Genomic DNA, 16,907 nt, shown 5'->3' on the forward strand with positions numbered 1-16,907 from the left:
CGGGTCAGTCCAGCACGGGCCGGTCGTTGTAGACGCCGGCCTCGACCTGGCCGGAGAGCTCCGCGATCGCGCTCATGATCCGGTCGGTGAGGTCGCGTCGGGCGCGACCGGGCGCGACGCCGTCGTACTCGGTGCCGACGGTGATCGGCTCTCCGAACGCGACGGTCACCTTGGCGAGCCGGGGCAGCTTCGAGCCGATCGGCTGGAGCTGCTCGGTGCCGGTCAGTCCCACCGGCACGACCGGCGCGCCGGAGGTGAGGGCGAGGTGGGCCACGCCGGTGCGGCCGCGGTAGAGCCGGCCGTCGCGCGACCGCGTGCCCTCGGGGTAGATGCCGAACGCCTCGCCGCGGCCCAGCACGTCGAGCGCGGTCTGGAGCGACCCCATCGCGGCCGCCGAGTCCTCCCGGTCGACCGGCAGCATGCCGAGGCCGCCGAACCACGCCCTCGACGCCGCGCCCTTGACCCCCGTGCCGGTGAAGTAGTCCGACTTCGCCAGGAAGACGACCTTCCGCGGCACGACGATCGGGATCACCACCGAGTCCGCGAAGCTGAGGTGGTTGCTCGCGATGATCACCGGCCCCGTCGCCGGCACCCGGTCCAGCCCGCGCACCGTCGGCCGCCACACGGCCTTCGCCACCGGCGGCACGACGGCGTGGAGCACCTGGTAGAGCACGCACCGGACGCTAGGGGTTACCCGCGGGTCCGCCGAATCTGCGCGCCCCGGAACCGTCCGAGGAACGAGGACGGATCCGGATCCGGCGCCAGGTCGAGCAGCGCCACGGCTGAGCCTGCGAAGCCGTGAAGCGCGTGTCGAGACCGAGCGACCCACCAGACCGCCTCTGCCGGCCCAGAGGTCGGCGGGCAGCTCACCGGATCTCGATACGCCGGTCGCCGGTGCGCTCGTTCCTCGCGCTCCGGCGCGGCTACTCGATCTCCCCGCGTGTCCTCCGGCTTCGCAAGCTCAGCCGGAGCGCGGTGAAAATAGGCGAAGGGGCCGTTGCGAGTATGAGTCGCAACGGCCCCTTCAGGTTGATCGGTACTGGTGACGCTCCCGATCGATCCGGCCGATCTGCCAGGCTCCCACGGACCTCGTCACCCGGTCCGTGCGGCGCGCGTTCCCGTGAGGGACCGTCTGCCGATTGGATCCTCGCCTTCCGGCTGATCCCGACCTCCCGGAGGAGGACGTGGGAGAAGTTCTATGCCCGTTCAGAGGAGCGGCGCAAGGGTTTCTCCGAGGTTTTTCCGGGAGTTTTCCCGTTCCGGCGTGTCGTCCACAACAAGGCGCGTGAGTCTCCACAGGAGGGCGGCGCTTCATCCACAAACTGTGGGCAGGCCTGTGGATGATGAAGCCGTCGCCGATCGCGATGAGTACCCGTACTCAGCAGTGATCGAGTAGTGCCGCGATGTGCGGCCCGGGGGATCCGTGGGGAGATGGATGACATGCGCTACGCCGACCCGGACCTGTGCCCCGACTGCCGCTCCGACCTCCCGCACGGGGTCCGCACCTGCCCGACCTGCGACCTGCCTGTGCGGCACGCGCTCGCGATCGAGTTGTTCGCCACGCTGACCCGGGCCGACGCGCTCGTCGCCCGGCTCCGTTCCCTGTCGGACCAGGCCACGGCGCCGACGCCGGCTCCTCCGGCGGCCGCTCCCGCGCCCACTCCGACGCGTGCACCGGCGATGGCGGGCACGGCGGGCGCACCCGTGCCGGCCGGACCGGCCGCGCCGCCGCCTCCTCCGCCCCCTCCGGGCGCCGCCCGGCCCTCGGCTGCTCCCGGCCCCGCGCCCGCGCCGGACCCGGTCCGGTCGGGCTTCGGCGTGTCCGCGGTGCCGAAGATCCTGCTCAGCCTCGGCGCGCTGTGCCTGCTGATCGCCGCGATCGTCTTCCTCGCCGTCTCGTGGTCCGTGCTCGGCGTCGGCGGCCGCACCGCGGTGCTCCTGACGCTGACGGCGGCGGCGACCGGCGGTGCGCTGCTGCTCAACCGGTTCCGGCTGCGGATCGCCGCGGAGTCGATGAGCGTGGTCGCCCTCGGCATGCTCGGCCTCGACGTGATCGGCGCCCACGCCGCCGGCTGGTTCGGAGACTCCTCGACGGGGTGGGCGTTCGCCGCGGGTGGTGCCGTGATGGCGCTGGGCGGCACCGGCCTGGCCCTGCCGCGGTTCGCCGACGGTCCGCGCCTGGTCGCGCCGCAGGTCTTCGTCGGGGTCGGCTACCTCATCGGCTGGGGCGGCCTGCTGGCCGCGCTGGACCACCAGCTGCTCGTCGGCCACCTGCTCGTCGCCCTGGGCGCCGGCATCACGCTGGTCTCCCGCACCGCGCTGCCGGTCCGGGCCTGGAGTGTCGGCATCGCAACCTCGCTCGTCTGGGTCGTGACCGCGCTCGCGGGGCTCGGGCTCGCCTTCTCCGAGCCCACCCTCCGCGACCTGTGGGTCGACGGCGGCACCGGCTGGTCGCTGCTGGCCTCCGCCACCGCGTTGCTCGCGCCTGGCCTGGTGACGAGGAAGCGCGAGCTGCTCGTCGGTGGCGGTTCCTTCGGCGCGCTGCTGGTCACGATCGCGCTGGTGGCCCCGACCGTCGACGAGTCGGCGCGGGTCGCCGGGATCGTCACGCTCGCGGCCACCGCCCTTTGGGTCGCCACCTACCGACTGCTCCCGCCGACGGTCCGGTTGGTCGCGACCGCGCCCGCCGCCATCGGCTCGCTGGCGCTGCTCGCCTTCGACGCCGTCGCCGGCTCGGTGGCGTTGGCCCGTGTCGCCGACCTCGGCAGCGAGCGCTCGTTCGGCGTGCTGCTCGACCACCCCGAGCCGGTGACCGAGCCGCTCCTGGTCGTGCCGTCCGTGCTGGTGCCTCTGGCGTTCCTGGCCTTCCTGATGCCGAAGCGGGGCGACTGCCCGGCCGCGCCGTGGTGGCAGGCCGGCGCCGTGGCCGGCGGTGTCGCCGCCGTCACCACGCTGGCGTCGTACGACGTCGCGCTGGTCGTCGTCGTGGCCGCGCTCGGCCTCGTGGCAGGCGGAACGCTCGTCCTCGCTCTGGTCTCCTCCGGCGAGCGGCAGACCGGCCTCGGCCTGGTCGCGCTCGGACTCGGGGCGGGCGCCGTCGTGCTGGCCCTGCCGAGCCTGGCGGTCCTCGCCGTCGGCAGCGCGATCCTGGTCGCGATCGCGCTGGTCGCGCACCTGGCCGGTCGGACCACCACGGTGCGGACCGTCGCCGCGGTGACCCTCTCCCCAGCCCTCGCGACCCTGGTGTGGACGGCCGGCCTGGCCGGCGAGATCGACGCCCGCTGGCTCGGCTACCCGGTCCTCGCGCTGCTGGGCCTGCTCGCCATCGTCCGGCCGCGGCTCGAGGTCGAGCTGCCCGCGCTGGTGGTCGGCGTGCTCGCCGTGCCCCCGGCGATCCTCTCCGCCGCTGACATGGGCGGCTCGCTCGCCCTCCACCTGGTCGTCGTCGGCGCCCTGCTCTCGGCGTCTGCGCTCGTCCACGAGTCGCGCCGCGACCTGGTCTGGGCGGCGGTGCCGGTGTTCGCGCTGGCCTCGTGGGTGTGGTTCAGCGACCGCGGCGTGACCGACCCGGAGCCCTACACGCTGCCGATCGCCGTCGCGCTGGCCATGCTCGGCCTGGTCCACCTGCGTCGCAACCCCGACGCCGGCACCGAGCTCGCACTGCTGCCCGGCCTGCTGCTCGGCACCGTTCCGTCCCTCCTCTGGGTGCTCGGCGACCCGCTGTCGCTGCGCGCGCTGCTCCTCGGCGCCGCCTGCCTGGTGCTCACGATCGCCGGCGCGGCGCTGCGCTGGAGCGCTCCGCTGCTCGTCGGCTCCGTCGTCGGCGCGGTCGTGGTGGTCCGCGAGATCGGTCCCTACGCCGCGGACGTCCCCCAGTGGGTCTGGATCGGCCTGGCCGGCGCGTTGCTGACCACCGTCGGCATCACCTGGGAGCGCCGGCTGCTGGAGATCCGCAACGCGGTCGGCATGCTCGGCCGCCTGCGGTGAGCCATCGCCGACCTGCTAGGAATGCGACATGGCTACCACCGCACTCGGGGGCAACCCCGTCACCACCGTCGGCGAGCTGCCGGCAGTCGGCACGCCCGCCCCGCCGTTCGAGCTGGTCGGCAACGAGTTCGAGACCGTGACGCTGCCGTCCGGCACGCGCACGATCCTCAACATCTTCCCGAGCATCGCGACCGGGGTGTGCTCCGGCAGCGTCCGGAAGTTCAACGAGCTCGCGGCCGGCCTGGAGAACACCACCGTCCTGTGCATCTCCAACGACCTGCCGTTCGCGCTTGCGTCGTTCTGCGGCGCCGAGGGCATCGAGAACGTCACCACCGCCTCGGGCTTCCGCTCCAGCTTCGGCCACGACTACGGCGTCGAGATGACCGATGGCAAGTGGGCCGGGCTGCTGGCCCGCTCGATCGTCGTCGTCGACGGGGCCGGCAACGTGATCTACACCGAGCTGGTGCCCGAGATCGCGACCGAGCCGAACTACGACGCGGCCGTCGCGGCCCTCGACTGATCGTCTGATCGGCTGATCAGTCCTCGTCCGGCGCCGCCGGGTCCCAGAACGCCTCGCGCATGTGGATCCGGCCGGCGCCGGTGAGAGCCGTTCCCTCCTCGCGGTAGTGCGCGGCCGCCTCGCCGTCGTGGCACGGCGGCGGCGACCCGTCGGCCCGCACCACCCGCCACCACGGCACCGGACCGCCGTGGTGCGACATCACCGACCCCACCTGACGGGGACCGCCGCCGACGACGGCGGCGATGGCGCCGTACGTCGTCACCCGGCCCGCCGGGACCGACTCCACGCACGTCAGCACCCGCTCGACGTACTCCTCCTTGGCAGCGTCCACGACGGCATCGTCTCGCACGCCACCCCCAGGTCTCGACACGACGGTCGCGGTCGCTCGCAGGCTCGGCCGGGGGGCCGTAGAAATCCAGAGGACCCCGTCGCGAGGCGACGGGGCCCTCAGGTGCTCCCTCGGGGCGAAAAACGCTCTGGGTTCGCGCAGTGGCTCCCGGAGGAGCCTCTGTAGGTCGATCAACGACCTCCGCGGGGAGCGGTTACGGGTGTGACTGCCGTGACGTGCTCGATCCGGTCAGTACGCCGGCTGGCTCGGGTCGATCTGGTTGACCCAGGCGACCACGCCACCGCCCACGTGGACGGCGTCGTCGTACCCGGCGCCCTTCACGATCGCCAGCGTCTCCGCCGACCGGACACCGGTCTTGCAGTGCATGACGACCTGGGTGCCGGAGTCGACCGGCGGCAGCTGCGAGAGCGCGTTGCCGTTGAGGAACTCGCCCTTGGGGATCAGCACCGAGCCGGGGATCTTGTTGATCTCGTACTCGTTGGGCTCGCGCACGTCGACCAGCACGAAGTCGCGGGTGCCCTCCTCACGCTCCTTGAGCATGTGCTCGAGGGTGGTGACGGAGATCGTCGCGTCGGCGGCCGCGTCGGCAGCCTCCTCGGAGACGGCGCCGCAGAAGTACTCGTAGTCGATGAGCTCGGTGACGGTCGGGTTCTCGCCGCACAGCGCGCAGTTGGGGTCCTTGCGGACCTTCAGCTTGCGGTACTCCATCTCCAGGGCGTCGTAGATCATCAGCTTGCCGACGATCGGGTCGCCGATGCCGGCGAGCAGCTTGATCGCCTCGTTGACCTGGATCGAGCCGATGCTGGCGCACAGCACGCCCAGCACGCCGCCCTCGGCGCAGCTCGGGACCATGCCCGGCGGCGGCGGCTCGGGGTAGAGGCAGCGGTAGCACGGGGCGTCGTCGGCGAGCGTCGGCGCGAACACCGAGGCCTGGCCGTCGAAGCGGTAGATCGAGCCCCAGACGTAGGGGATGCCGAGGAAGTACGCCGCGTCGTTGACCAGGTAGCGGGTCGCGAAGTTGTCGGTGCCGTCGACGATCAGGTCGTAGCCCTTGAAGATCTCGAAGACGTTGTCGTTGTCGAGGCGCTCGCCGTGGACGACCACGTCGACGTAGGGGTTGACCTCCGCGATCGACTCCTTGGCGGACTCCGCCTTGGGGCGGTCGATGTCGCTGACGCCGTGGATGACCTGGCGCTGGAGGTTCGACTCGTCGACGGTGTCGAACTCCACGATGCCGAGCGTGCCGACACCGGCCGCGGCCAGGTACAGCAGCGCCGGGCTGCCGAGGCCGCCCGCGCCGATGACCAGCACCTTGGCGTTCTTGAGCCGCTTCTGCCCGGCCATGCCCACGTCGGGGATGATCAGGTGGCGGCTGTAACGACGTACCTCGTCGATGGTCAGCTCGGCGGCCGGCTCGACCAGCGGCGGAAAGCTCACGGTGTGCTCCTCGTCGGATGGGGGACGCGGACAAGAACGCCTCTCCGGTCCCAAGTGTTCCCCGTCCATGGTTCCTGCCGTGCCCGAGGACTCCCGACACGTCCCGTCATCCGGACCCCGGGCATCAGCCGTGCCGTGCTACTGGGGAGTAGGCTCGCGCCGTGGTCAGCAGGTCGTACGACGTCGAGGACCCGCGCCGCACGCGCGGGATCCGGTTGCCGCGCCGTGAGCGCCGCGCCCAGTTGCTCGCCTCCGCGCTCGAGGTCTTCGTGGCGCAGGGCTATCACGCGGCCGCGATGGACGACATCGCGGAGCGGGCCGGGGTCTCCAAGCCGGTCCTCTACCAGCACTTCCCGGGCAAGCTCGAGCTCTACCTCGCGCTGCTGGACGAGGCGTGCGACACGATCATCGCCAACTGCAGGGCCGCGCTGGAGTCGACCACCGACAACAAGCAGCGGGTCGCCGCCACCATGGACGCCTTCTACGGCTACGTTGCCCACGACGCCGAGGCGTTCCGGCTGGTGTTCGAGTCCGACCTGACCAGCGAGCCCGCGGTCCGCGACCACATCGACCGGGTCACCAACGAGTGCGCCGACATGATCACCGAGGTGATCAAGGAGGACACCGGCCTCCCGACTGCCGCGTCGCGGCTGCTGGCCGTGTCGCTGGTGGGCATCGGCCAGGTCAGCGCGCGCTACTGGCTGGCCGACCCTGGCGGCCTCGACCGCGACCAGGCCGTCGCCCTGGTCTCCGGTCTGGCCTGGCGCGGCATCCGGGGCTATCCGCTCACCGACTAGGCTTTTCGCAGAGGCGGCCCCGAGGTCGCCCGAGCGAGACGAAGGAGAGGGCCGTGGAGGTCAAGATCGGCGTGCAGAATGCCGCCCGCGAGCTGACCGTCGAGACCGACGAGAGCACCGACGCGATCGAGAAGCTCGTGACCGAGGCGATCGCCGGTGGTGGTGTGCTCTCCCTGACCGACACCAAGGGCCAGCGGACCGTCGTACCTGCCGACAAGCTCGCCTACGTGCACATCGGCCGCAGCGTCGTCGGCCAGGTCGGCTTCCGCTCGTAGCCGACGAGCTCGCTCGTGGGGAACTCACGGACCCTTCCCAGACGTTCCTCAGGGAACCCGGGCAGCGTTGCCCGTGAGTTGCCCGTGAGAGGTGAGGGTCATGCTGCAGTTCCGCTTCGCCGCTGAGAGCGACACCGGACGGGTCCGGGACAACAACGAGGACGCCGGTTTCGCCGGCCCCTACCTGCTGTGCGTGGCCGACGGGGTCGGCGGCGCCGCCGCCGGCGAGGTGGCATCGGCCACGACGTCGTACGTCGTCAGCGCCCGCGCCCTCGCCCACCCCGGCCGCGACCCGCTGCGGCTGCTCGCCGCGGCGACCGAGGAGGCGCACCAGCAGCTGGTGCTCGGCGTGGACGCCGACCCGGGGCGGCTCGGCATGGCCACCACGCTGACGGCGATCCTCACCGACGGCGTCCGCACGGCGCTCGCACACGTCGGCGACTCCCGCGCCTACCTGCTGCGCGACGGCGGGTTCACCCAGCTCAGCCACGACCACACGATGGTGCAGGCGATGGTCGACGCCGGCCGGATCACGCCCGCGGAGGCGGCGACCTCGCCACACCGCAACGTCGTGCTCCAAGCCGTCGACGCGCTCAGCAGCCCGACGCCCGACCTGCTCTGGCTGGACCTGCGCCCCGGCGACCGGCTGCTCCTCTGCAGCGACGGGGTGAGCGACGTGCTCCACGAGGCGGCGCTGGCGACGATCCTGACCGTGCCTTCGCTCCGGCTGGCCGCGACCAACCTGGTCCAGGCTGCCCTCGACGGCGGCAGCCGCGACAACGTGACCGCGATCGTCGCCGACGTCGTGGACGAGCCTGCCGTCATCGGCACGGGGTCGGTTTTCGGAGCGGCCGTCGACATGCGGCGCAACGTCGTCGACCCGACCGCGGTGCGCCCGCTCCGTTCCGCCTGAGCGGAAAGTCTGGCGCCGACGTCCGTCCTCGGTCCTAGACTGGACGGCATGGGTACAACGTCGTACGAGTACGCGCGCCTCTGGGTGCCGCTCTACGACGCCACCACGCTCTCCGTCACCCGCCCGGTCTTCCTCATCGAGGCGGCCGACGGCTTCGAGGGCATCGTCGCTGAGAAGAACACCACCCTCATCGGCATCCTCAACGACTTCGGCCGTGACGGCTGGCTCATCGACACCACCCCGATCCGCGTCACCGCCCCCTCTCCCGAGTTCCAGCTCCTCATCGACGCCACGCTCGACGAGGTCGACGGCGGCTCCCTCAGCGACGCCGACGCCGGCGCCGTCAACGAGTTCGACGTCTACGGCATGCGCCGCCAGCTCGCCTGACCCTCGTCGCTCCCTGTCTTATGGGGGGTTGATTCCTGTCTCGTGGCGGGTTGATTCCTGGGTTGTGGCGGGTTGATTCGTGGGTCGTCGCCATCAGCAGCCACAAGAGACGACTCGACGCGCCACAAGAGACGACTCGACCCACCACGAGACCCGATTCAACCCACCACGAGACCCGATTCGACCCGCCACGAGGGGGGATTCGACGGTCAGTCGGTGGCGAAGAGGTCGCCCTGGTCGTCGACGCGGCGGAGGACGTCGGCCATGCCGAACTGGTCGAGGCCGAGCTCGTCCTCGGCGCCCGCCTCGACCTCCGCCCAGGTGACGGGGGTGGCGACGGTGGGGCGGTCGCGGCCGCGGAGGGAGTACGGCGCGATGGTGGTCTTCGAGCCGGCGTTCTGGGACCAGTCGATGAAGACCTTGCCGCGTCGCTTCGCCTTGGTCATGGTCGCGGTGACCGTCGAGCCGTGGGCCTCGGCCAGCTCCTCGGCGACCTCCTTGGCGACGCTGGTGACCTCTTCGGACGGCAGGTAGGACGAGAGGTCGGCGTAGAGGTGGAGGCCCTTGCTGCCGCTGGTGACCGGGCGCGCGTCGAGGCCGCGGGCGCTGAGGGCCTCCCGGGCGTGGAGCGCCACCTGGCAGCACTCGTGCAGGCCGGCCGGCTCACCGGGGTCGAGGTCGACCACGAGCCGGTCGGCACCGAGCGGCTCGCCGCCCTCGTCGACGGTCCACTGGTGCACGTGGAGCTCGAGGGCGGCCAGGTTGACCATCCACATCAGCGTGGCGAGGTCCTCGACGATGGGGAAGACCAGGGTGTCGCCGTGCCGGCTGGGACCGCGGGAGCCGGTCGTCGGCACCTCCGCGGTGCGGACCCAGGAGGGCGTGCCCGCGGGCACGTTCTTCTCGAAGAAGCTCATCGTCTGCACGCCGTGCGGCCACCGGATCCGGGTGACGGGCCGGCCGGCGAGGTGCGGGAGCAGCACGGGCGCGATCCGGGCGTAGTAGTCGAGCACCTCGCCCTTCGTCGTACCGGTCGCGGGGTAGAGGACCTTCTGCAGGTTGCTCAGCTTGAGGGTGCGGCCCTCGACGTCGACGTGGACGTCGCCCGCGCTGCCCGTGGGGCTCACCGGCCCACCGCGATCACGGGCACCCGGTCCGGGTCGAGCCGCACCATCAGCGAGCGGATGAAGCGCCGCGGCGCGCTCACGCAGCCGGCGGTGGCACCACTGCCGTTGACGTGGAGGAAGATCCCGGAGCCGCGGCGCCGCACCTGGTTCTCGTTGAAGTCCAGCACGATCGCCCACTCGTACTGGTCGCGGTAGTCGAGCAGCCGCTCCGAGGAATTGGCGTCGCCGGCCGGCAGCCACCACCGGAACCCGCCCTGCCGCTTGTTGCGGTAGCGGTTGTAGAAGTCCGAGGCGTTGTCCTGCACCCAGTAGTCGCCGCGCTTGACCTTCCGGTAGCGGACCGACCAACGGTCGTTCGCACGATGCATGCCGAACGCCGAGACCAGGCCGTAGGTCCCCAGCGGGGTGGTGCCGGTGCCCTGCCGGCGCTCGCGGCCGACCACGAGCCCGCCGTACCCGATCCGCCCGTCGACCGCGGTCAGCACCCGCTTCCAGTCGCCGCCGCGCCGCACCCAGTAGGACACCCGTGCCGCATGCCCGCCGCGGTGGTTGACGGTGACGACCTGCTCGGTGCCCGCCCGCAGCCGCACCCGGACCCCGCCGAGGGTCACGGTCCGCGCCTGCGGAGCCGCCACCGTCCCGTGCTCGGCCGGGCGCGCCGGAGCAGGACGCGCGCTCGCCTCGCCCGGCGCGAGCACGAGCCCGGCGAGGAGGACGACCAGGAGCAGACGGGCCACGCTACGAGCCTTGCAGATCGTCGGGGGTCAGGTCACTCCGGACACCCTGGTACGACGGCTGCCGGAGCCGTTCGTAGCCCGCACCGTGGGTGTCGATGTCGACCACCAGCACCGGCTCGATCCACACCGTCCCCTGCGCGTCGACCCGCGGCACCTCGTCGGCGAACGGGCTGCCGGCGCGGGTCAGCGGCTCCACCATCGCGGCGAGGACGCGCGACTGCTTGGGTCCGATCCCGCTGCCGACGCGACCGCGGTAGAGCAGCCCGTCCGCGGTGGGCTCGCCCACGAGCAGCGCCGCGAGGTGGGTGCCGCCGGTCTGCGGCCGCCACCCGCCGATGACGTACGACGCGCGGTGGCGGTGCGCGAACTTGAGCCAGTGCTGGCTCCGCTCCCCCGGGCGGTAGCGCGAGTCGAGCCGCTTGCTGACGATGCCCTCCAGCCCCTGCGCCTTGGTGGCGTCGTGGAGCATCGGGCCGTCGTCGTAGGTGCTCGGGACCTGCCAGCCCGACGGCGCCAGGTCGAGCCCGACCAGGAGCTCGCGGCGCTCGGACAGCGGACGGCGGGTGAGGTCCTCCCCGTCGAGACGGAGCAGGTCGAACACCATGAACGTGGCCGGCACCCGCTCGGCCAACCGCGCGACCGCGGTCGCCTTGCGCACGTGGATCCGCTCGGCGAGCACCCGGAAGTCAGGGAGGCCGCGCTCGTTGAGCGCGATGATCTCCCCGTCGACCACGGTGTCGCCCGCCGCTGCGGGCGGGGTCCGCAGCTCCGGCCAGGCGCCGCTGATGTCGTTGCCGTTGCGGCTGGTGAACCGGACGCCGCCCCCACCACCGCCGTCGACAGCCGCCAACGCGCGCACGCCGTCCCACTTCACCTCGTGCGCCCAGTCCTCCCCCGTCGGCACGTGGGACCCGGAGGTGGCGAGCATCGGGAGCAGCATCAGGACATTCTCCCCATCGCCCCGACGACGTGCTCGGCGATGGCGAGGCTGGACGTGGCGGCGGGCGAGGGCGCGTTGCGCACGCTGGTCACCCCGTCCCGGCTGACGACGACGAAGTCGTCGACCAGCGACCCGTCCCGGGCCACCGCCTGCGCCCGCACCCCGGCGCCGGCGCGCACCACGTCCGCCGGCCCGATGTCGGGCACGTAGCGCCGAGCGGCCCGCAGGTAGGCCCGCTTGGACAGCGACCCGCGCAGCTCGCGGGCCCCGGTGCGCCAGTGGGTGCGCGCCATCCGCCAGAAGCCGGGATGGGCGAGCGTGGCCGCCGCGTCGGCGAGGCGGAGGCCGGGGCGCACGTCGTACCCCTCCCGGTCGAGCGCCAGCACCGCGTTCGGGCCGATCTCGAGGCTGCCGTCCACCCGCCGGGTGAAGTGCACGCCGAGGAACGGGTAGCGCGGGTCCGGCACCGGGTAGACCATGCCGCGCACCAGGTCGCGCTTGGCGTCCGCGACGCGGAGGTACTCGCCGCGGAACGGCACGATCCGCGGGTCCTCCTGCCCGTCCGCCCGCCGCCCGAGCCGGTCGGCGTGGAGCCCCGCGCACACCACGAGGTGGTCGACGTGCTCGACGCCGGCGCCGGTGGCGAGCTGGATCCGGCTGCCGCGGCCGGCGCGGTGGACGTCGGTCACCGCCGTCGAGAGCCGTACGACGCCGCCCGCCGACTCGACGTCCCGCGCCAGCTGCCGCGCGACGGCCGGGTAGTCGGTGATCGCGGTGCGGGGCGAGTGGAGCGCCGCGATCCCCCGCGCGTGCGGCTCCACGTCCTTGATCTCGTCCGGACCGATCCGGCGCAACCCGGGCACCCCGTTGGCGGTCGCCGTGCGCTCGAGGGCGTCGAAGCGCCCCATCTCCTCGCGGTCGACGGCGATCACGAGCTTGCCGCACTCGTCGTACGGGAGGTCGTGCTCGCGGCAGAACTCCCGCATCAGCGCGCGACCGCGTGCGCAGAGCTCGGCCTTGAGGCTGCCCGGGCGGTAGTAGATGCCGGCGTGGACCACCCCGGAGTTGTGCCCGGTCTGGTGGGCGGCGATCCGGTCCTCCTTCTCCAGGACCACCACGCGGATGTCGGCGAACCGCCGGGTCAGCTCGCGGGCGACGGCCAGGCCGAGGATGCCGCCGCCGACGACGCCCACGGTGTGTCCGTCCATGGCCGTACCCTGTCATCATGCGTGCGATCTGGAAGGGTGCCGTCTCGTTCGGGCTCGTGAGCGTCCCCGTGAAGCTCTACTCGGCGACCGAAAGCCACGACGTGTCGTTCCGGCAGGTCCACGCCAAGGACGGCGGCCGCATCAAGTACCAGCGGGTGTGCTCGATCGACGGCGAGGAGGTCCCCTACGCCGACATCGCGAAGGGCTACGAGACCGAGGACGGCGAGATGGTCGTCCTCACCGACGACGACATGGCCGCGCTGCCGTCGACGTCGTCGCGCGAGATCGCTGTCGAGAAGTTCGTGCCCAGTGACCAGATCGACCCGATGCTGTTCGAGAAGTCCTACTACCTCGAGCCCGAGTCGACCGGCGCCAAGCCCTACGCCCTGCTCCGCCAGGCCCTCCTCGAGGCCGACCGGATGGCCGTCGTCACTGTCGCCCTCCGCCAGCGCACCACCACCGCGGTGCTGCGCGTGCGCGGCGACGTCATCGTCATGCAGACGATGATGTGGCCCGACGAGATCCGCACCCCCGACTTCAAGATCGAGACCGGCGAGGTCAAGGAGGCTGAGGTCAAGATGGCGCAGATGCTCGTCGAGACCCTGGCCGGCGACTTCGAGCCCGAGGAGTTCGAGGACGACTACGCGGCGGCCGTCGAGGCCGTCGTGAAGGCCAAGATCGAAGGAGGCGAGGTCAAGCGCACCCCGACCTCCACCAAGACCGGCGGCGAGGTCGTCGACCTGCTCGCCGCCCTCCAGCGCTCCGTCGACGCCGCCAAGACCGCCCGCGGCGAGGACAGCGGCACCGAGGAGACCGACGAGGCCGAGGAGGCCGAGGAGGCCGCGCCGAAGAAGGCCCCCGCCAGGAAGTCGGCGGCGAAGAAGACCACCACCAAGAAGACCCCGGCCAAGAAGACGGCCGCGAAGAAGACCACCGCCAAGAAGGCACCGGCCAAGAAGAAGGCCAGCTGAGCGACACGAGCACGACCCACGGCACAGGTTGACCACTCCGTAGCCGGGTCCGGGGCGGCCCGCACCCGGCCGGAGCGGGAGGGCACGCCGGTGGGGCGTGGATGGGTCTGGCTGCGGCGCCCAGCTCCGCGGGAGCGCAGCGACCGCGCTGCTGGGGGACGGATGTGGTTGCCCCGCCGGCGTGCCCTCACGCGCAGGCCACCCCGGACCGCCCCTGCCCGAACGCACCGCCCCGCGCAGCGGAATCCGAGGCATCAAGCCCCGCGCAGCGGTAATGACACCCGCACTGTGACAGTAGTACTGTCATGATGAGGAGAGGAGCGACGCAATGAGCACCACCAGCACGGGCCTGCTGACGATCGACGAGCTGGCCAACGCCGCCGCGACGTCGGTCCGCACCGCCCGCTACTACGCCAGCCTCGGCCTCATCCCGCAGCCCGAGCGGCACGGCCGGGTCGCCTACTACAGCGAGCGGCACCTCGCCGCGCTCCAGCTGGTCCGGGCGCTGCAGGAGCACGGCTTCTCCCTCGCCGCGATCCAGGAGTACGTCGAGCGGGTGCCCGACGCCGCCTCCGCGGAGGACCTCGTCATCCAGCGGGTGATGCTCACGCCGTGGGCCAACGCGCGCACCGAGACCGTGACGCAGACCGAGCTCGACGGCCGGGTCGGCCGCCGGCTCACCGACGACGACCTCGCCTGGCTCGAGCAGATGGGCGCGATCCGGGCCGTCGACGACGGCTACGAGCTGCAAATGACCTTCGGCATCGCCAGCGAGCTGCTCGACCTCGACATCCCGCGGGACGCCACGACGGCCGCCGAGGCCGCCATCCGCCGCCACATGGACTCGCTCGTCGACGAGCTGACCGAGGTCGTCCGCACCCAGGTCCTGGCGCCGTTCCGGGCCGGGCCGCGCACCGAGGAGGAGCGGGCCCGGTTCGAGACCAGCCTCGGCAAGCTGCGCCAGCTCACGCTCGAGGCGCTGGTCGCGGCGTTCCAGCGCGCGTCCAACCAGGCGATCGTCCGGTCAGTCGACCCCGACCACGTCGGCCCCGGCAGCCGCGACTGAGCGCTCGGATCCGACCTCCTCGACCGCCTCGGCGCGGATCGGGATGCCCGACAGGTGGCTCATGCCGACCAACGGCTCGAGGTCCTCGGGGTCCGACGACGCGAGCTCGTTGACGTTGGCGCCCGGCATCGCGTTGGCGTGCCGCCACGACCCGGTGCCCTTGTGGCCCCAGCCGTGCGGCACCGCGACCACCCCGGCCTTGATGTCGTCGGTCAGCGTCACCGGCAGCTCGATCCAGCCGGACTTGGAGCTGAGCCGCACCAGGTCACCGTCACCGATGCCGATCGCGGCCGCGTCGTCGGGGTGCAGGCGCGCGGTCTGCGGATCGCGCTTGCCCGCCATCGCGTTGTGGAACCACGAGTTCTCCGAGCGCATCTCGCGCATCCCGATCAGGCGCAGCGGGTAGGCCGGGTCGTGGGTCCGCGCAGCGACCCGCTGGACCTCGCTCCGGATGGCGTCGTGCTCGAGGTGGACCAGCCGGTCGCGGTGACGCACCACCTTGTGGATCCGGCCGACCGGCTGCCGCTCGGCGTGCACGTAGCCGTGCGGGTGCTTGCGCAGCAGCCGCTTGAAGCTCAGCCCTCCCGGCCGCAGACCGAACCGGTCGCCCCCGCGGCCGGTGCGGATGATCGCGTCGAGGATGCGCAACGGGGTGAGCCGGACCCGGGCCAGCTCGCCGACCCGCACGCCCAGCCGGGCGACTCCGATCGGCACGGCACGCGTCCCGAGGCCGCGGGCCAGGTCGTCGAAGACCTGCCACTCCGGGCGGGCCTCGCCCGCCGGCGGGACCACCGCGTCGGTCACCTGGAAGAACGGCTGGCCGAAGAACGTGAGCGAGAAGATCGGAGCGTCCTCGCGCTCGTACATCGCGGTCGCCGGCAGCACGTAGTGGGCGTGCGCGTTGGTCTCGTTGACGTAGAGGTCGAGGCTGACCATCAGGTCGAGCTGGTCGAGCGCCTTCTCGAGGTCGGGCCCGTTGGGTGTGGAGAGCACCGGGTTGCCGGCGCTCACGATCAGTGCGCGGACCTGCCCGTCACCGGGCGTGACGATCTCGGCGGCCATGTTGGCGGCCGGCTCGCTGCCCAGCATGTCGGGGAAGTCGCCGATCCGGCTCCGGGTGGCGCCGTACGACAGGAAGCCCAGCCGGTGGGTGACCTCCTCGAGCATCGGCATCGGCGACTCCCCGAAGACCGCGCCGCCACGCGCGTCGAGGTTGCCCGCGACCAGGTTGACGGCGTCCATCAGGTAGTTCGTCAGCGTGGAGGCGGACCCGAGGCAGGTGCCGGTGCGGCCGTAGAGCATCGAGCGGCGGGCGGCGAGCTCCCGCGCCAGGTCACGGACGACGTCCGCGGCGATCCCGGTGTGCACCTCGGTCCGCTCCGGGGCGAACGGGGCGACCAGGTCGCGGAGGAACCCGACGCCGGACGCCGTCGCCAGCGCCTCGGTGTCCTCGAGCCCCTCCGCGAACAGCACCTGGAGCAGCGAGAGCAGCAGCCAGGCGTCGGTGTCGGGCACGATCGGGAGCCAGTCGAACTTGCGGGCGGTCTCGGTGCGGCGTGGGTCGATCGCGAGCACCCGCCCGCCGCGGCGGACCACGTCGGCCATCGCGTACTTCATCCGCGGCAGGCTGAACAGGCTGCCGTGCGAGACCAGCGGGTTCGCGCCGAGGACGACGAACAGCTCCATGTCGTCGAGGTCGGGGATCGCGATCGCGGTCGGGATCCCGTAGAGCAGGTGGCTCGCGGCGAACCTGCTGTTGGTGTCCTGCGAGCCCGCCGTGAAGACGTGCGGCGACCCGACCGCCTTCATGAACGACTGGAGCCACAGGCCGTTGGAGTAGTTGAGCGCGCCGGGGTTGCCGAGGTACGCCGCGATGGCGCTGCCGCCTTGCTCGCGCCGGATGGTCGACAGCCGGCTGACGATGTCGGCCATCGCCTCGTCCCAGGACACCCGGGCGAAGCTGCCGTCCGGCTGTCGCTTCATCGGGTGCCGGACCCGGTCGGGGTCGTTCTGGATCTCGGGGTAGGCCAGCCCCTTCGGGCAGGCGTACCCCTGCGACAACGGGTGGTCCTTGTCCGGCCGGAGGGCGACCAGCCGGTCGCCCTCGACGGTCGCGACCATCCCGCAGAACGGTTCGCAGATCCGGCAGAACGTGACCTGCTCGCGGGTCGCCCCCATGGCGTCCTCCTGATC

General features: G+C 72.2%; 16 protein-coding genes. 8 read left to right on the forward strand and 8 right to left on the reverse strand.

Translation table 11 applies throughout. The features are described from left to right. Window positions 1-4 precede the first annotated feature (4 nt). Window positions 5-673, reverse strand: a complete 669-nt coding sequence (locus DJ010_RS01875) for a lysophospholipid acyltransferase family protein (RefSeq protein ID WP_109691919.1) — start codon at window positions 671-673, stop codon at window positions 5-7. 758 nt (window positions 674-1,431) lie between these two features. Here DJ010_RS01875 and DJ010_RS01880 point away from each other — a divergent pair. Both DJ010_RS01880 and tpx read left to right on the forward strand, forming a co-directional pair. Further along, a complete protein-coding gene (locus DJ010_RS01880; RefSeq protein WP_211318613.1) occupies window positions 1,432-3,987 on the forward strand; it encodes an SCO7613 C-terminal domain-containing membrane protein in 2,556 nt (851 codons plus the stop codon). A gap of 28 nt (window positions 3,988-4,015) precedes the next feature. Further along, window positions 4,016-4,507 carry a thiol peroxidase gene (gene tpx, locus DJ010_RS01885; RefSeq protein WP_109691921.1) on the forward strand — a complete coding sequence of 164 codons (492 nt, stop codon included), beginning with the start codon at window positions 4,016-4,018 and terminating at the stop codon, window positions 4,505-4,507. 16 nt (window positions 4,508-4,523) lie between these two features. Here the strand turns inward: tpx and DJ010_RS01890 are convergent, their stop codons facing one another. Both DJ010_RS01890 and moeZ read right to left on the reverse strand, forming a co-directional pair. Next, window positions 4,524-4,838, reverse strand: a complete 315-nt coding sequence (locus DJ010_RS01890; RefSeq protein WP_109691922.1) for an MGMT family protein — start codon at window positions 4,836-4,838, stop codon at window positions 4,524-4,526. Between the two features lie 246 nt (window positions 4,839-5,084). Next, window positions 5,085-6,293: an adenylyltransferase/sulfurtransferase MoeZ gene (moeZ, locus tag DJ010_RS01895; RefSeq protein WP_109691923.1), complete on the reverse strand. Its 1,209-nt coding sequence runs from the start codon at window positions 6,291-6,293 to the stop codon at window positions 5,085-5,087. A 161-nt stretch (window positions 6,294-6,454) separates the two neighbouring features. Between moeZ and DJ010_RS01900 the strand changes: the two genes are divergently transcribed. From DJ010_RS01900 to DJ010_RS01915, 4 genes are all read left to right on the forward strand, one after another. Next, window positions 6,455-7,090: a TetR/AcrR family transcriptional regulator gene (locus DJ010_RS01900; protein WP_245927136.1), complete on the forward strand. Its 636-nt coding sequence runs from the start codon at window positions 6,455-6,457 to the stop codon at window positions 7,088-7,090. 53 nt (window positions 7,091-7,143) lie between these two features. Next, window positions 7,144-7,365: a DUF3107 domain-containing protein gene (locus DJ010_RS01905; protein WP_109691924.1), complete on the forward strand. Its 222-nt coding sequence runs from the start codon at window positions 7,144-7,146 to the stop codon at window positions 7,363-7,365. A 100-nt stretch (window positions 7,366-7,465) separates the two neighbouring features. Then, window positions 7,466-8,278 (forward strand): PP2C family protein-serine/threonine phosphatase, encoded by an 813-nt coding sequence (locus tag DJ010_RS01910; protein ID WP_109691925.1) that lies wholly within the window; start codon window positions 7,466-7,468, stop codon window positions 8,276-8,278. Window positions 8,279-8,326: 48 nt separating this feature from the next. Further along, entirely contained in the window at window positions 8,327-8,665 is a 339-nt protein-coding gene (locus DJ010_RS01915) for a hypothetical protein (protein WP_109691926.1), read from the forward strand. A gap of 209 nt (window positions 8,666-8,874) precedes the next feature. Here the strand turns inward: DJ010_RS01915 and ligD (DJ010_RS01920) are convergent, their stop codons facing one another. From ligD (DJ010_RS01920) to lhgD, 4 genes are read right to left on the reverse strand one after another with little or no spacing between them, the layout of a single operon-like run. Further along, the gene (ligD, locus tag DJ010_RS01920; protein WP_109691927.1) at window positions 8,875-9,792 is read right to left on the reverse strand and encodes a non-homologous end-joining DNA ligase; all 918 of its coding nucleotides are present in this window, start codon (window positions 9,790-9,792) and stop codon (window positions 8,875-8,877) included. Then, window positions 9,789-10,529 (reverse strand): L,D-transpeptidase family protein, encoded by a 741-nt coding sequence (locus DJ010_RS01925; RefSeq protein ID WP_211318615.1) that lies wholly within the window; start codon window positions 10,527-10,529, stop codon window positions 9,789-9,791. Before DJ010_RS01925 ends, ligD (DJ010_RS01920) begins: the two co-directional genes overlap by 4 nt. A gap of 1 nt (window position 10,530) precedes the next feature. Next, window positions 10,531-11,469: a non-homologous end-joining DNA ligase gene (ligD, locus tag DJ010_RS01930; RefSeq protein ID WP_211318616.1), complete on the reverse strand. Its 939-nt coding sequence runs from the start codon at window positions 11,467-11,469 to the stop codon at window positions 10,531-10,533. Beyond that, entirely contained in the window at window positions 11,469-12,677 is a 1,209-nt protein-coding gene (gene lhgD / locus DJ010_RS01935) for an L-2-hydroxyglutarate dehydrogenase (protein ID WP_109691928.1), read from the reverse strand. The genes ligD (DJ010_RS01930) and lhgD overlap by 1 nt, the downstream gene beginning before the upstream one ends. Before the next feature lie 17 nt (window positions 12,678-12,694). Between lhgD and ku the strand changes: the two genes are divergently transcribed. Both ku and DJ010_RS01945 read left to right on the forward strand, forming a co-directional pair. Further along, the gene (gene ku, locus DJ010_RS01940; RefSeq protein WP_109691929.1) at window positions 12,695-13,648 is read left to right on the forward strand and encodes a non-homologous end joining protein Ku; all 954 of its coding nucleotides are present in this window, start codon (window positions 12,695-12,697) and stop codon (window positions 13,646-13,648) included. A gap of 328 nt (window positions 13,649-13,976) precedes the next feature. Continuing rightward, window positions 13,977-14,714: a MerR family transcriptional regulator gene (locus DJ010_RS01945; protein ID WP_109691930.1), complete on the forward strand. Its 738-nt coding sequence runs from the start codon at window positions 13,977-13,979 to the stop codon at window positions 14,712-14,714. On the opposite strand, the gene DJ010_RS01950 is transcribed toward DJ010_RS01945, so the two are convergent. Further along, window positions 14,673-16,892 carry a molybdopterin-containing oxidoreductase family protein gene (locus tag DJ010_RS01950; protein ID WP_109691931.1) on the reverse strand — a complete coding sequence of 740 codons (2,220 nt, stop codon included), beginning with the start codon at window positions 16,890-16,892 and terminating at the stop codon, window positions 14,673-14,675. The genes DJ010_RS01945 and DJ010_RS01950 overlap by 42 nt on opposite strands. Window positions 16,893-16,907: the final 15 nt, after the last annotated feature.

It is taken from the genome of Nocardioides silvaticus (genome assembly GCF_003160695.1).
GTDB classification, from domain to species: Bacteria; Actinomycetota; Actinomycetes; order Propionibacteriales; family Nocardioidaceae; genus Nocardioides; species Nocardioides silvaticus.

Coding starts and splice junctions, on each gene's coding strand:
- DJ010_RS01880 (WP_211318613.1), top strand. CDS start 1,432: ATGGATGACATGCGCTACGCCGACCCGGACCTGTGCCCCGACTGCCGC.
- tpx (WP_109691921.1), top strand. CDS start 4,016: ATGGCTACCACCGCACTCGGGGGCAACCCCGTCACCACCGTCGGCGAG.
- DJ010_RS01910 (WP_109691925.1), top strand. CDS start 7,466: ATGCTGCAGTTCCGCTTCGCCGCTGAGAGCGACACCGGACGGGTCCGG.
- DJ010_RS01915 (WP_109691926.1), top strand. CDS start 8,327: ATGGGTACAACGTCGTACGAGTACGCGCGCCTCTGGGTGCCGCTCTAC.
- ligD (WP_211318616.1), bottom strand. CDS start 11,469: ATGCTGCTCCCGATGCTCGCCACCTCCGGGTCCCACGTGCCGACGGGG.
- lhgD (WP_109691928.1), bottom strand. CDS start 12,677: ATGGACGGACACACCGTGGGCGTCGTCGGCGGCGGCATCCTCGGCCTG.
- ku (WP_109691929.1), top strand. CDS start 12,695: ATGCGTGCGATCTGGAAGGGTGCCGTCTCGTTCGGGCTCGTGAGCGTC.
- DJ010_RS01945 (WP_109691930.1), top strand. CDS start 13,977: ATGAGCACCACCAGCACGGGCCTGCTGACGATCGACGAGCTGGCCAAC.
- DJ010_RS01950 (WP_109691931.1), bottom strand. CDS start 16,892: ATGGGGGCGACCCGCGAGCAGGTCACGTTCTGCCGGATCTGCGAACCG.